This is a genomic window from Sphingopyxis lindanitolerans, from assembly GCF_002993885.1.
Classification (GTDB): Bacteria; Pseudomonadota; Alphaproteobacteria; order Sphingomonadales; family Sphingomonadaceae; genus Sphingopyxis; species Sphingopyxis lindanitolerans.
This window is the reverse complement of the sequence record NZ_CM009578.1, coordinates 461,320-475,684: the sequence shown is the minus strand read 5'-3', so window position 1 is coordinate 475,684 and position 14,365 is coordinate 461,320. Positions and strand designations below refer to the sequence as shown.

Genomic DNA, 14,365 nt, shown 5'->3' with positions numbered 1-14,365 from the left:
AAGGTAGGAGATACCAAGCGCTGCGTTCTGGTCGGAAGCGGGTATCAACCGCTAGAGCACATATTTGCTGAGGTCGGTATCGCCGACGATATCGGCGAGTTGGGTATCGACATAGGCTGCGTCGATGTCGAGCGTGGTGCCGCCGACATCTTCGGCGGTGAAGCTGATTTCCTCGACCAGCCGCTCCATGATCGTCTGGAGGCGGCGCGCGCCGATATTCTCGACCTTCTCGTTGACCTCGGCCGCGAGCTTCGCGACGCGCGCGATGGCGTCGCCGGTGAAGGTCAGCGTCACCCCCTCGGTGCCGAGCAGCGCGACATATTGTTCGGGCAGCCCCGCCTTGGTTTCACTCAGGATACGGACAAAATCCTCTTCGGTCAGCGCGCCCAGCTCGACGCGGATCGGGAGGCGTCCCTGAAGCTCGGGAAGCAGGTCACTCGGCTTGGCGACATGGAAGGCGCCGCTGGCGATGAACAGGATGTGGTCGGTCTTCATTGGGCCATATTTGGTCGCGACGGTCGTGCCTTCGATCAGCGGCAACAGGTCGCGCTGCACGCCCTCGCGGCTCACCGAGCCGCCGCGCACGTCGCTGACCGCGATCTTGTCGATCTCGTCGAGGAAGACGATGCCGTTCGCCTCGGCATCGGCGAGCGCGACGCGCGCGACATCGTCCTGGTCGAGGCGCTTGTCCTGCTCCTCCTCGATCAGCCGCGTCGCGGCCTCGATCACTTTGAGCTTGCGGCGCTTTTTAGGGGCGCCGCCCATCGCCTTGCCGAGCATGTCGGAGAGGTTGATCATGCTCATCTGCCCCGGTTGGCCGGGCAGGTCGAACGCCATGCTCGGCGCATCGGCCACCTCGATCTCGACATCGCTATCGTCGAGATGCCCTTCGCGGATGCGCTGGCGAAAACTCTGGCGGGTCGCCTCGCTCGCTCCCTTGCCGGTGAGCGCGTCGAGCAACCGCTCCATCGCGGCCTCTTCGGCGGCGGCGCGCACCGCATTGCGGCGGCGGTCGCGTTCCAGCCGCACCGCTTCCTCGACGAGATCGCGCGCGATCTGCTCGACGTCGCGGCCGACATAGCCGACCTCGGTGAACTTGGTCGCCTCGACCTTGATGAAGGGCGCATCGACGAGTTTCGCCAAGCGGCGCGATATTTCGGTCTTGCCGCAACCCGTCGGGCCGATCATCAGGATATTCTTGGGGCTCACCTCGTCGCGCAGGTCGGGGGAAAGTTGCTGGCGGCGCCAGCGGTTGCGCAGCGCGACGGCGACCGCGCGCTTTGCGGCGCTCTGGCCGATGATATGCGCGTCCAATGCGGCGACGATCGCCTTTGGAGTCAGATCCTTGTTCATGTTTATTTCCGGATTTCGATGGTTTCGGAGGTGAACTGGTCGTTGGTGTAGACGCAGATCTCGGCTGCGACCTCCATCGCCTTCCTCGCCAGCACCTCGGGATCCTTTTCATAATCGGTGAGCGCCCGCGCCGCCGAGAGCGCGAAATTGCCGCCCGATCCGATCGCGGCGATGCCGCCCTTGGGCTCGAGCACGTCGCCGTTGCCGGTAATGACGAACGTCACTTCCTTGTCGGCGACGATCATCATCGCCTCCAGGTTGCGAAGATATTTGTCGGTGCGCCAGTCCTTCGCCAGCTCGACCGCGGCGCGGAGGAGCTGCCCATTATGGCGTTCGAGCTTGGCCTCGAGCCGTTCGAACAGAGTGAAGGCGTCGGCGGTCGCGCCCGCGAAGCCGCCAATGACGCTGCCGTCGTGGAGACGGCGCACCTTTTTCGCGTTCGGCTTCATCACCGTCTGGCCCATCGAGACCTGGCCGTCGCCGATGACGACGACCTTGTCGGGGCTGCGGGCGGAAAGGATGGTGGTTCCGTGCCAGGGCGCGGCACTATGCGCATGGGGATTGGTCATGGGCCGGGATATGGGCAATGGCCCCGCTGCCCGCAAGGGGAGGGGGGGCGGTCAGCGCGGCGGATTTGCCTTCAGATATTCGACGATCGCCTTGACCTCCTGCGCGCGTTCGCGCGGAATGACCAATATGTCGTCGCCGTGCGTAACCACGATCAGGTCGGAGACGCCGACGACGGCGACGCGCTTGCCGTCGCAAGCGCGAAGATAATTGCCCGTCGCGTCGATCGCGATGACATCGCCGATGCAGACATTGCCGGCCGCGTCCTTGTCGCCGAGTTCGTGCAGCGCCGCCCAGCCGCCGACGTCGGACCAGCCGGGATCGACGGGAGTGACGACGACCCGCTCGGCGCCCTCCATCACGGCATAGTCGATCGAGTCCGATGGGCTGGCAAGGAAAGCGTCGGGGTCGGGATGAATGCGCGTGCCGTCGCGCCGCGCCTTTGCGACCGCCGCCGCGCAGGTCAGGGCCATCGCGGACTGTTGCCGCTCAAGCTCGGCGAGGAAGCGGTCGGCGCGCATCAGGAAGATGCCGGCGTTCCAATAATGGCGGCCCTCCGCGAGCATCGCTTCCGCCCTGTCGCGCGCGGGCTTTTCGACGAAGCGCCGGACCGTGTGAACGCCCGGGACATCGGCGAGCGGATCGCCCGCGGCGATATAGCCATAGCCGGTTTCGGGATGCGAGGGCGCGATGCCGAAGGTAGCGAGCGCGCCGGCCTCGACCGCGGGACGTGCGGCCTCGATCGCGCCCAGGAACGCCGGGACATCGGTCATCACATGGTCGGCGGGCATGACGAGAATCGTCGCGGCGGGATGCTCGGCAGCGGCGGCGAACGCGGCGAGCGCGATCGCCGGCGCCGTGTTGCGCGCGGCGGGTTCGACGATGATCCGTGCGTCGGCGATGCCCGCCGCGGCGAGATCGGCCTCGACATGCGCGACATGCGCTGGGCCACAGACGATCAGCGGTGCGGCGAAGCGGGTGCGGTCGGCCGCGCGGCCGAGCGTTTGCAGGAACATGCTGTCGCCGCCGGTCAGTGGCTGGAACTGCTTGGGCGCAGCGCCGGTCGATACCGGCCACAGGCGTGTGCCCGAGCCGCCGGAGAGGATCACGGGGACGATTTTGTTCATCTTGACCCTTCAGGGGAGGAAATCAGGCAGGCCAACTCAGCAGCGCACGAGCTCCGGGCGCCAGCATGATCGTGTCGGCACGGTCGGTCGCAACACATTCGCCGAGCCTCACCGCTTCGCCGCCTATGCTGCATCCCTGTGATAGCGGAACGAAGGTGAAATCGCCAGCTTCGCGTGGCAGCATCGGCGCCGCGTCCGGGCCCGACAGATGGAGCAGCCGGAAATGCGGTCCATCGACGAGCAGACGATTGTCGGTTGCGGCAACGCGGCCATCGCGCGGATCGGGGCGCGGGGCGAGTTGGGCAACCGCGAGCCCGGCATCGAGATGCAACTCGCGCGGGCGGCCGTAGTCATAAAGGCGATAGGTGCAGTCGATATTCTGTTGCACCTCGACGACGGTCAGGCCGGCGCCGATCGCGTGGATTGTGCCAGCCTGGTTATAGACGAAGTCGTCGGCCTCGGCTGGGCGCCAGTCGATCATATCGACGATCGAGCCGTCGAGCGCGGCGTCATGCAGCGCCTCGTGTGTCGTCGCGGCGGTGAGGCCGACCCCGAGCCTGGCATCGGGCTCGGCGTTCAACACCAGCCAGCATTCCTCCTTGCCGCGCGGGTAGCCGGCGGCGCGAGCAGCCAGGTCGCCGGGGTGGACCTGAATCGACAGTCGCTCCGAGGTGAAGAGGAATTTGACCATGATCGGCGCATCGTCGCCGGCCGGATGCGCGAACCATATCTCGCCGATGCGGCGGCCACCGAAATCGCCGAACGCCGCGGGGATGTCGGTGCGTCCCCACGGCTTCTCGACGATGATGGTTTCGAGGCGGGTCAGCGCGGACATGCAGGTTAAGGACCTATCGCTCTTTTCGTCACGATGACGATTTGGGGAGATCAACCTATAACCCGATAGCATCCGGTTCGTTGCGTAAAATCAGGAGCGTCAGGCCGCGCGGTGCAGGCGGTTGCCGGTCGTGCCACCCGGTTGGTCGAGCCACAGGCCGCGCGTGTCATAGACAATCTTGTCGCCGCGCTCTTCGAGCGGGATCGACTTGAAGAGATCATGATCGACGAGGACGATCAGCAGGTCGCAGGTGGCGAGCGCGCTGTCGAGATCGATCAGGTCGGCGCCCGTTCCCGCGAATTCCCTCGGCAGGCTGCGGGCATGGGGCTCGACGATCTGGATCTGCTGGCCGAACCGGCGCGCGAGCGCGGCGGCGACCTCGACCGCGGGGCTTTCGCGGAAATCGTCGATATTGGGCTTGAAAGCCAGGCCGAGGCAGGCGACGCGCGCCTTGGGATGCTGCGAAACGAGCATTTCGGCGCCGCCGATGACATGCGCGGTCTTGGCGAGATTGACCTCGCGCGCAGTGCGGATCAGGCGGCTGTGGTCGGGAGCGCCGTGGACGAGGAACCAGGGGTCAACGGCAATGCAATGGCCGCCGACGCCGGGGCCGGGCTGGAGGATGTTGACGCGCGGGTGGCGGTTGGCGAGGCGGATCACCTCCCATATATCGACGCCCAGATGCTCGGCCATCATCGACAGCTCGTTGGCAAAGGCGATGTTGACGTCGCGGTAGCTGTTCTCGACCAGCTTCACCATTTCGGCGGCGCGCGCCGAGGTGGTGACGCAGGCGCCGCGCACGAACTGGCGGTAAAAGGTCATCGCGCGGCGTGCGCATCGCGGGGTGATGCCGCCGATGCAGCGGTCGTTATCGACAAGCTCTACGAGGATGCGGCCGGGCAATACGCGCTCGGGGCAATGCGCGACGAAGACATCGGCGGCGCCGGTGCAGGCACCTGGAACCTTGAGGTCGGGGCGAAGCTCGGCGAGCAAGGCGGCGACTTTTTCGGTCGTGCCGATGGGCGAGGTCGATTCGAGGATGACGAGATTGCCGACTTTAAGCTTCGGCGCGATCGCGCGCGCGGCGACAAGGACGTGGGAGATGTCGGGGCGATGCTCCTCGTCGTGCGGGGTCGGCACCGCGATGACGAAGACGTCGGCGGGGGCGACGTCGGTCGAGGCAACGAGCGTGCCGCGCGATACGACGCCCTGGACGAGGCCGTCGAGATCGACTTCCTCGATGTGAACCTTGCCGTTGTTGACCGTGTCGACGACGTGCTGGCTGACGTCGACGCCGGTGACGCGGCTGCCCGAACGCGCGATCAGCGCGGCGGTCGGCAGGCCGATATAGCCCAAACCGAGGACGGTGACATTCTGATCGCTATCGATGGGCACGCGCAATAATCTCCGCTATTCTTTCCGCCGCGCGGCCGTCCCCGAAAGGATTATGCGCGCGCGCCATGGCATCATAGGCGCCTTCATCGTCCAAAAGGCTGAAAATTTCAGAAACGATACGATTCTTGTCGGTGCCGACGAGCCGGGCGGTGCCCGCCTCGATTCCTTCGGGGCGTTCGGTCGTCTCGCGCATCACGAGGACGGGCTTGCCGAGCGCGGGCGCTTCCTCCTGCACGCCGCCGCTGTCGGTGAGGACAAGCGTCGAGGCGCCGAGCAGGCGGACGAAGTGCGGATAGTCGAGCGGATCGATCAGCGCGACGTTCGAGAGGTTGCCAAGGATCGGCTCCATGCAACTGCGCACATGCGGGTTGGGATGGACGGGAAAGATCACCGCGACATCGGGACGCGCGGCGATGGCGGCGATGGCATCTGCGATCGCCCGCATCCCGTCGCCGAAATTCTCGCGGCGGTGCGAGGTGACGGCGACGATGCGCTGCCCCGCGAAACGGGCGAGGAGCGGGTCGAGACCCGCCGCCAGCGCGGGCTCTTCATCGATGCGCGCCCTGGTCGCGAGCAAGGCGTCGATCACCGTGTTGCCGGTGACGTGAATCCGGTCGGCAGGCACATTCTCGGCGCGCAGCGCGGCGGCGGCGGTTTCGGTCGGCGCAAAATGCAGGTCGGCGACGGCGCCCGCGATCTTGCGGTTCACCTCTTCGGGCCAGGGGTGATAGATATTGCCGCTGCGCAAGCCCGCTTCGACATGCCCGACCGGAATCTTGCGGAAATAGGCGGCGAGTGTCGCCGCCATCGTCGTCAGCGTATCGCCATGGACGAGGACGCGATCGGGCTTCTCGGCATCGAAGCTGTCGCCGAGGCCCGTGACGAGCCGGGCGAGCAGCGCATCGAGCGTCTGGTTCGGCGTCATGACGTCGAGGTCGATGTCGGGCGTGATGCGGGCGATCTCGAGCACCTGGTCGAGCATTTCGCGGTGCTGGGCGGTGACGCAAACGCGGGCCTCGATGCTCGGCTGGCCGCGGAGGGCCTGGACGACGGGAAACATCTTGATCGCTTCCGGCCGGGTGCCGAAAACCGTCACTATCTTCATCTGCAAATTCTCCGAACCGCGCGATCCGATTTTCGCGCCCGGATATCATGAGTCTTCATCGGTTTAGCCTGTAAATGCTTTCGGCACTCTTAAGCACGACGATTGGCATGTTGGGAAATTATCGAGTGAGGGCGCAACCTTTCGCGAGCAACCGTGTATGTTGTCATCCACCGGGCAGGTGGCTAGGGGGACATGGATACGGCTATTGCGCCGCTTAAGCACAGTCATTCGATAATTTGAGGTTGGATCGGTTCAATAGTCATGTTCTGGAAGCGCAGGAAAAATCCGGCTCCGTCCGCGCCGCGGGGACATGAAATACCCGCCGGGAGGCGGGTCTACGCGATTGGCGATATCCACGGACGCGACGATCTGTTCGCGGAGATGATCGACCTGATCCGCGCCGACCATGCGGCGCGGGAGGCGGCCGACCTGACCCTGGTGCTGCTGGGGGACCTTGTCGATCGCGGCCCGGAATCGGCGCAGGTCGTAGAGCGCGCTATGCATCTCCGCGACGAATTTCCCGACACCCGCCTGCTGATCGGTAATCATGAGGAATGTTTTCTCGCGGCGTTGACGGGTGACGTGCGCCGCGTCCGCTATTTCATGCGGATCGGCGGCGACGCCACGATCCGCAGCTATTGGGGCGATGATGAGGATTTCGAAAAGGTGAGTTTCGAGGAAGTCGCCGAGCGGTTGCCCGCGCTGGTGCCGACGAGCCACGTCGATTTCCTCGGCGGCGGCGAGGATCTGGTCGAGATCGGCGACTATGCCTTCGTCCATGCCGGCGTGCGTCCCGGCGTCCCACTCGAAAAGCAGGCGCTTTCCGACCTGCGCTGGATCCGCGACGAATTTCTCGACGATCTGGGCGACCATGGCAAGATCATCGTCCATGGGCACAGCATCACCAACGAACCCGACGAGCAGGCCAATCGTATCGGCATCGACGTCGGCGCGTTCCGTAGCGGCATTCTGGCAGGAATGGGACTGGAAGCGAACCATCGCTGGTTCCTTTTTGCGCGCGAGAACGACGAGAATGAGGCGAGGGCGGATGCGGCCTGACGCGGCGGCGGTCAGCCGAACCTTGCCAGTTCCCCACGGGCCGGTCTATTCGCCCGCGCGGATAGCGGGCTGTGGCCCCGTTCCCCGTACATCCGATGCCAGAATAGTGGAAAAATGAGCAGAAGAACGACGAGGGCCACACGCCCGAAGGGCTTTGGCCCGCCCGATATGCGGAGCTGGGCGCCCCTCCTGTTTCTGCTGTTCGTGTTCCTGACCGGCGGCGGATCGCGGAGCGACATAGCTTCGCTGCCGGTCCTGCGCGGGGTATCGGTGTTGTTCGCCTGTTGGGCGATCACCGGCATGGCGCGGGAGGACTGGCGTCGTATCCGCGCGCCGCTGGCGATCCTGCTCGCCCTGACTCTATGGATCGCCGTCCAACTTATTCCCCTGGCACCCTCGATCTGGCACGCCCTGCCTGGCCGCGAGTTGATCGTCGCGATCGATCGGCTCCTTGGGCAGCCGGACCTTTGGCGGCCGATTTCGTTGACGCCCTCCGATACGTGGAACAGTCTCCTCGCGATGACCGTGCCTTTGGCGGCGCTCCTGGTCGCCGGCCGCCTCGGCGCCGAAGACATGGCGCGGGTGATGCAGGCATTGGTGATCATCGCCGTCGTGAGCGGCCTGCTCGGGCTGCTCCAGATCGTTTCGGGCGGTGGAAGCCCCGCCTATCTTTACCGGATCACCAACAATGGTGCGATGGTCGGCCTGTTCGCCAACCGCAACCATCACGCTGTTTTTCAGGCCTGTGCCGTCGTTTTTGCCGCGACGCTCCTGCGCGACGAACTGATGCGGCGGCAGCAAAACCCGATGATTCAGCTTGGCTATGCGGCTGCGGCCATTCTGTGCACCACGATGACGATGCTGATCGGCTCGCGGGCGGGGCTGGTTGCAGGGGGGGTAGCGTTCGCAATCGGTTATGCCATGATCCTGCCGGCATGGCGCGGTCGGCCCGCGGTCACGCGGCATCGTGCGGCGGCGGCCGGGAAGGGCGCGCAGTGGCTCGTCTACACACCGCCGGTGCTGATCGCTGCGCTTCTGGCGACCATCCTTTTCCTGGCTGGCCGCGCGACGTCGCTGAGCCGGGTCGCGGACAACCGGGTCGCGGAGGATCTTCGGGTTCTTGCCTGGCCCAGCGTCCAGCAGATGGCCGAAACCTATTGGGTTGCCGGCGCGGGATTCGGCTCTTTCCCGAGCGTGTACAGGATATTCGAGGCCGATGCCTTGCTGCAGCCCACCTATTTCAACCACGCGCATAATGATTGGGTGGAAGCCCTTATTACCGGAGGCTTACCGTTCGCGCTGATCGTCGCGGCCGCGTTGATATGGTTCGGCCGCGCCGCCGCCCGCGCCGGTTTCACGCGGCTCATCAAGGGGCATCGCGGTGACTATCGATTGCCGGTGCTGGCGGTGGTGGGCTTGCTCGCGGCAGCCAGCGCGGTCGATTATCCGCTGCGCACGCCCTCGCTACAGGTGATGGCGATCATGCTTCTGGTGCTTTTCGTATGTCCCACGCCCGCCACGGCCCGGCGGGAATAGGCTTGCGAGCAAAAGCCGATCCATTATAGCCTTCTCCGCCGTCGATTACGGGGTTTGACAGTTTTCCTATGAAAAATATTCTCTTGTGTGCCGCTACGGCCGCGCTCCTTGCGGGATGCGCGAAAAGTGCGCCTCCGGTCGCCAGCATGCCTGGGACGCCGGTCACCGCCCTGTCGATCCTGCCGCCGCCCGAAGCGTCGGATGTGATCCGCTCGACCCGATTGGCGTTTGTCGGTCCGTTCACGGAATTGCGCATCGAGGTGTTTGGCGTGCCGGACCTGCAGCGCGACATCATGACGGATGGGGAAGGGAATTTCTCGTTTCCGCTCATCGGGACCGTGGCGGCGGCCGGCAAGACTCCCTTGGCGCTGGCCGATCAGATTCGGTCGCAGCTTGCCGGAAAATATATCCGTGATCCCCAGGTCACGGTGAATTTCAAGGCGCCCACCAGCGCGAGCGCGCTGGCTTTCCAGTCCATGGCGGTGTCGGTCGATGGCGAGGTCAAGCGGTCGGGCGCCTATCCGGTTGCGGGCCGCATGACGCTGATGCGCGCGGTCGCGCTTGCGGGTGGCCTCACCGAATTTGCAAAGCTCGACGATGTGGTGGTGTTCCGGAATGTCGGAACGAAGCAATATGTCGGTATTTATAATCTGGGGGCCATCCGCCGCGGTAATTATGCTGATCCGGAGATATTCCCCAACGACGTGGTCGTCGTCGGCGATTCGCCGCAGCGCCGCATGTTCAAGGATATTCTTGCGGCAACACCGGCACTGCTGTCGCCGCTGATCCTCCTCTCCAGAGAATTTTGATAGGGATGGCCCGCAAAATGAACGAGATTGTCCGCGGACCTATCGTGCCTGCCGACCCTATGCTGTCGCCCTACGGAGAAGATGGCGAAGGGGGATATTCCACATCGCTTCCCGAAATCGAGCGCATATTGTCGGCGATCTTGAACCATCGCAATTGGGTGATGTCGGCGATCGTCGGCGCGCTGCTGCTCGGCCTGCTCGCGACGTTCCTCGCGACCCCCGAATATACCTCGACCGCGCGGATTGAAGTCTTGCCCGATTCGCCGATCGATACGTCGGTTGACCAACAGCGCGACCGTGGGGTGGTCAACGAGATTGCCTTCTACAACACGCAATATTCGTTGCTTAAATCGGAATCGCTCGCTGAACGGGTCGTTCGGGCGGGAAGCCTGACCACGGACAAGGATTTCATCGCAGCGTTCGATCTCGAGGTTTCGGATGCGGGAATGACGAGTGCCGAGCGGCGTAGTTTGACGGACAAAGCCGTCGATATCCTGCTCGATCAACTCGAAGTTTCGCCGGTGCGGACCTCAAGCCTTATCGATATCAGCTTTTCGACGCCTTCCCCGAAATTATCTGCAAGACTGGCCGATTTATGGGTGACCCAATTCGTCCAGGCCACGATCGACCGTCGGTTTGCGGCAACGTCCGACGCGCGCAAATATCTTGAGGCGCGACTTGAAACGCTGCGGCAAAATCTGGAAACGTCCGAGCGTTCGCTGATCAACTATTCCGTTTCCAAGGGCATCGTCACCGTCGCATCCGAAACGGACAGCAATGGCAGGACGAGGACGCAGACGCTGGTGGGAGCGGATATCCTCCAGATCAGTGAGGCGCTGGCGAAGGCGCGTGAAGCCCGTATCTCCGCCGAAGCGGAGCTGCCCAATACGATGACGGGGGTCGCGCAGGTCAACGCCCCGACAATCAGCGCGCTGCGTCAGAAGCGCGCAGTGGCCGAGGCTGAGCTCGCGCAGATGCGCACGACCTTTGCCGACGATTATCCGACCGTTGTGGCGCTGCGATCGGAAATCGCGAATCTCGACAAGAGCCTCCGCGACGAAGTGGGTCGCTCGTCGCAAGGGAATCGCGAAGCCTATAACGCCGCATTGAAGCGCGAGCGCGATCTGGAGGCCGAGCTTAATGGGCTGACCAATCGCTATAACAATCAGCAGCGCGAATCGATCGAGATGGCGATCCTGCAACGCGAGGTGGATTCCAATCGCCAGCTTTATGAAGGGCTGCTTCAGCGCTACAAGGAAATCGGCGTTGCGGGCGTGGGAACGAACAATGTATCGCTTGTCGATCGCGCAAAGCCCGCGGAACGCCCGTCGAGCCCGAGCCTGCTGATCAATCTGGCCGTCGCGCTTCTCGCGGGCATGGCCTTGGCCGCCGGCCTGGTGTTCCTGCTCGAAAAGATGGACAGTTCGGTGCGCGATCCGCAGGATGTCCTGCCGCGCTTCGGATTGCCGTTGCTCGGTGCGATTCCCGAAGTGCTCAACAGGCCGGTCGCGGACGCCATCACCGACAAGAAATCGGCGATTTACGAAGCCTATTTTTCGATGATGACGAACCTGACCTTCCTCACCGAACATGGCGCGCCGCGCGCGATCATGCTCACCTCCTCGCGGCCGAAGGAAGGCAAGAGCAATTCGTCGCTTTGTCTTGCGACGGTGCTCGCCGCGACCGGAAAGTCGGTTATCCTCGTCGATGCCGACGTGCGGAACCCGTCGCTCAATCGCTATCTCGACATCCCAAACCAGCGCGGCCTCAGCCATTATCTTTCGGGTGACGAAGATCTGAACGGGATGATCTCCGAACTGCCCAAATTCGGTTTCTCGATCATCACCGCGGGCAAGATGCCGCCCAACGCCGCGGAACTGCTGGGTAGCGAAAGGCTCGGCACACTGATTGCCAAGTTGCTTGAGCGCTATGACCATGTTCTCATCGACTCGCCGCCGCTGCTGGGCCTTGCCGATGCGCCGCTGATCGCGCGCCGGGTCGAAGGCGTGCTGTTCACGATCGAGGCCAATGCGACCAAGAACCGCGCGATCGCGACGGCATTGAACCGGCTGCGGATGTCGGGAGCAAAGCTGTTCGGCGCGATCGTCACCAAGGTGGGTGCCCGGAATCAGGTCTATGGCTACGGCTACGGCTATGGCTATGGCTTCAGCTATGGTGCCGAAAAAAGCGACGACGAATGACCTGGTCTGGTCGACATGAGAATTTGGTGAAGCGGTGATTGTCGCGCGAATATTGCTTTGGCTGACGGCGGGCGTTCTGACTGTGCTGGTCGGTGCATCGAGCGCGGTGATCGCCAGCCAGGTCAAATATCCGAGCAGGTCGGTCATCATCGGCGTCGGCCCAATGGGGCAGGCGAAGGCCAATCTGGCCTTTGCTTCCTATGCCGCGCGGCAAAAGCAGGATGTGAAGGCCGTCATTTCCCCGCGCGAGCGCAAACTGGCTTCGGTCGCTTACCGGAGCGAGCCCTTGTCCTCCGCGGCGCTGGGGATATTGATCGCGTCGATGGACCGAGCCGAAGGCGCCAGGAGGCAGGCTCTGCTCGATCTCGGCGGCAAGCTTACGCGCCGGAGTTCGCTGATCACTTCGGCTTCGATAGAGGCCGCGGCGCTGCGCGGTGACGAACCCTCGTTCTTTTTGTGGATGTCGCGCGCCATTCTGACCAACGAAAGTTTGCGGTCACTCTATCTCAAGGCGATGGCCCAGGCGACCGCAAGGCCTGGAGCCGCCACGACGCTCGCGCCGTTCATCGGGCCGAAGCCGAGTTGGTCGGATCGCTACTGGAACGCCGTGGTGTCCGTGCCCGCAAGCTTGGAAAATGCGGCCAAGCTGCGCGTTCTCGTCGCCGGGGCGCCTTGGCGGCAGACCGAAATCAGTGACGCCGACCGCATCCTTGCCCGACGCCTGGCCGACTATGGGCATTTCGATGCCTTGCAGCAGATGGTTGCCGCCCTGGATCGGACGCCTTCGTCGCGGCTAGCCGAGGGGGCCGTCTTCAACGGGGATTTCTCAAGGCCGTCCGCGCTGCCGCCGATCGACTGGGCCTTGGCGTCATCGGGCAATCTGGGCGCGACGATCGACCCGGAGCACAAGCTGTTGGCGATTTCCGCGATTGCCGGTGCGCGCGGCTATGCCGCCCGTCGGCTGGTCGAGCTTGCACCCGGCGCCTATGAGATGGAATGGGATATTGTCGGGGACGCGGCTCTCGAAAAAAATGTGCTGACGGCGCGCGTCGCTTGCGCGGAGACGGGCAGCAACCCCGATACCGCGCAGGTCATCAATCTTGGCGTCGGGCATCAGCGCGCCAGCCTGACCATCGCGAGCGATACCTGTCGTTGGTACTGGCTTTCGGTCAACGTGAATGTCCCGGACATGTCGGCGGGGATCGATGCGCAATTCCGCCGCCTGAACCTCAGGCGCATCGATTAGGTCTTCCCGGCGGTTTCGGACGGACTTTGAAAGAATAATGGCTGTGACCCCTATATCTTCTTCGCCTGCGCGCCGGGTTCTGATCACGGGCACCGCCGGCTTTATCGGCTTTCATCTTGCGAAGCTGCTGCTTGCCGAGGGGTTCCGCGTTTGCGGCTATGACGGGATGACCGATTATTATGACGTGCGGCTCAAGCAGCGCCGGCACGCCATGCTGCTCCAGGCGGCGGACTTCACCGCCATCGAGGGAATGCTGGAGGATCAGGCGCTGTTCGACCGCGTGGCCGACGATTTCCGGCCGGACGTCATCGTCCACCTCGCCGCCCAGGCGGGCGTGCGCTACAGCCTCGAAAATCCGCGCGCCTATATCGACAGCAATATCGTGGGCAGTTTCAACGTGATGGAAGCGGCGCGACGGTTGGAGGTGGCGCACCTGCTGATGGCCTCCACTTCCTCGGTCTACGGCGCCAATGAGGAGATGCCGTTCATCGAGACGGAAAAGGCGGACGCGCAGCTCACCATCTACGCGGCGACCAAGAAGGCCAATGAGAGCATGGCGCACAGCTATGCGCACCTCTGGAGCCTGCCGACCACCATGTTCCGCTTTTTCACCGTCTATGGCCCGTGGGGACGCCCCGATATGGCGCTCTACAAGTTCGTTGACGCGATTTTCGGCGGCCGCCCGATCGACATTTACAATCAGGGCGAGATGTACCGCGACTTTACCTATGTGGACGATTTGGTCCGCGGCATTCGCCTGCTGATCGACGCGGTGCCCGAGCGTCCGTCGCATAGGCCCGCGGCGGGGGACAGCCTCTCGCGCGTCGCACCGTTCCGGATCGTCAATATCGGCAACGGGCAGAAGGTCAAATTGCTCGATTTTGTCGAAGCGATCGAAAAGGCGGTCGGGATTCCGGCGAAGCGGCATATGATGGAGATGCAAAAAGGCGATGTGCCCGCAACTTGGGCGGACAGCGCTTTGCTCCAGTCGCTGACCGGATATCGGCCCGAAACCGATATAGAAGAGGGCGTTGCCAAATTCGTTGAATGGTATCGCGACTATTATCGAAATGACTGACGTGTGTGGTTGGGCGCGTGCCGCCGCCATGCCGTGAGTTGAGAATCCAGAGGT

Annotated in this window: 12 protein-coding genes; 6 read left to right on the top strand and 6 right to left on the bottom strand. The window is 63.7% G+C overall.

The genetic code is table 11. The annotated features are described in order from the left end of the window. Positions 1-51 precede the first annotated feature (51 nt). The 6 genes from hslU to wecB all read right to left on the bottom strand — a co-directional run bounded on the left by hslU (position 52) and on the right by wecB (position 6,382). Entirely contained in the window at positions 52-1,353 is a 1,302-nt protein-coding gene (hslU, locus tag CVO77_RS02270) for an ATP-dependent protease ATPase subunit HslU (RefSeq protein WP_105997705.1), read from the bottom strand. Positions 1,354-1,355: 2 nt separating this feature from the next. Continuing rightward, complete coding sequence (gene hslV / locus CVO77_RS02265) at positions 1,356-1,922, bottom strand: ATP-dependent protease subunit HslV (RefSeq protein WP_105997704.1); 567 nt, start codon at positions 1,920-1,922, stop codon at positions 1,356-1,358. 51 nt (positions 1,923-1,973) lie between these two features. After that, entirely contained in the window at positions 1,974-3,047 is a 1,074-nt protein-coding gene (locus CVO77_RS02260) for a mannose-1-phosphate guanylyltransferase/mannose-6-phosphate isomerase (protein ID WP_105997703.1), read from the bottom strand. A 22-nt stretch (positions 3,048-3,069) separates the two neighbouring features. After that, complete coding sequence (locus tag CVO77_RS02255; RefSeq protein ID WP_105997702.1) at positions 3,070-3,882, bottom strand: class I mannose-6-phosphate isomerase; 813 nt, start codon at positions 3,880-3,882, stop codon at positions 3,070-3,072. A gap of 99 nt (positions 3,883-3,981) precedes the next feature. Continuing rightward, positions 3,982-5,277 (bottom strand): UDP-N-acetyl-D-mannosamine dehydrogenase, encoded by a 1,296-nt coding sequence (wecC, locus tag CVO77_RS02250; protein WP_106000578.1) that lies wholly within the window; start codon positions 5,275-5,277, stop codon positions 3,982-3,984. Beyond that, positions 5,264-6,382, bottom strand: a complete 1,119-nt coding sequence (gene wecB / locus CVO77_RS02245; RefSeq protein WP_105997701.1) for a non-hydrolyzing UDP-N-acetylglucosamine 2-epimerase — start codon at positions 6,380-6,382, stop codon at positions 5,264-5,266. The genes wecC and wecB overlap by 14 nt, the downstream gene beginning before the upstream one ends. A gap of 261 nt (positions 6,383-6,643) precedes the next feature. On the opposite strand from wecB, the gene CVO77_RS02240 reads away from it, so the two are divergent. The 6 genes from CVO77_RS02240 (at position 6,644) to CVO77_RS02215 (ending at position 14,311) form a co-directional block, all read left to right on the top strand. Next, positions 6,644-7,441, top strand: coding sequence for a metallophosphoesterase (locus CVO77_RS02240; protein WP_105997700.1), 798 nt, complete (start codon positions 6,644-6,646; stop codon positions 7,439-7,441). Between the two features lie 300 nt (positions 7,442-7,741). Then, positions 7,742-8,977 carry an O-antigen ligase family protein gene (locus tag CVO77_RS02235; RefSeq protein WP_158257975.1) on the top strand — a complete coding sequence of 412 codons (1,236 nt, stop codon included), beginning with the start codon at positions 7,742-7,744 and terminating at the stop codon, positions 8,975-8,977. Positions 8,978-9,123: 146 nt separating this feature from the next. Beyond that, positions 9,124-9,786: a polysaccharide biosynthesis/export family protein gene (locus CVO77_RS02230; protein WP_105997698.1), complete on the top strand. Its 663-nt coding sequence runs from the start codon at positions 9,124-9,126 to the stop codon at positions 9,784-9,786. Between the two features lie 17 nt (positions 9,787-9,803). Beyond that, positions 9,804-11,987, top strand: a complete 2,184-nt coding sequence (locus CVO77_RS02225; protein ID WP_158257974.1) for a GumC family protein — start codon at positions 9,804-9,806, stop codon at positions 11,985-11,987. A gap of 223 nt (positions 11,988-12,210) precedes the next feature. After that, entirely contained in the window at positions 12,211-13,233 is a 1,023-nt protein-coding gene (locus CVO77_RS02220) for a hypothetical protein (RefSeq protein ID WP_146130805.1), read from the top strand. 37 nt (positions 13,234-13,270) lie between these two features. Further along, entirely contained in the window at positions 13,271-14,311 is a 1,041-nt protein-coding gene (locus CVO77_RS02215; protein ID WP_105997695.1) for an SDR family NAD(P)-dependent oxidoreductase, read from the top strand. Positions 14,312-14,365 lie beyond the last annotated feature (54 nt).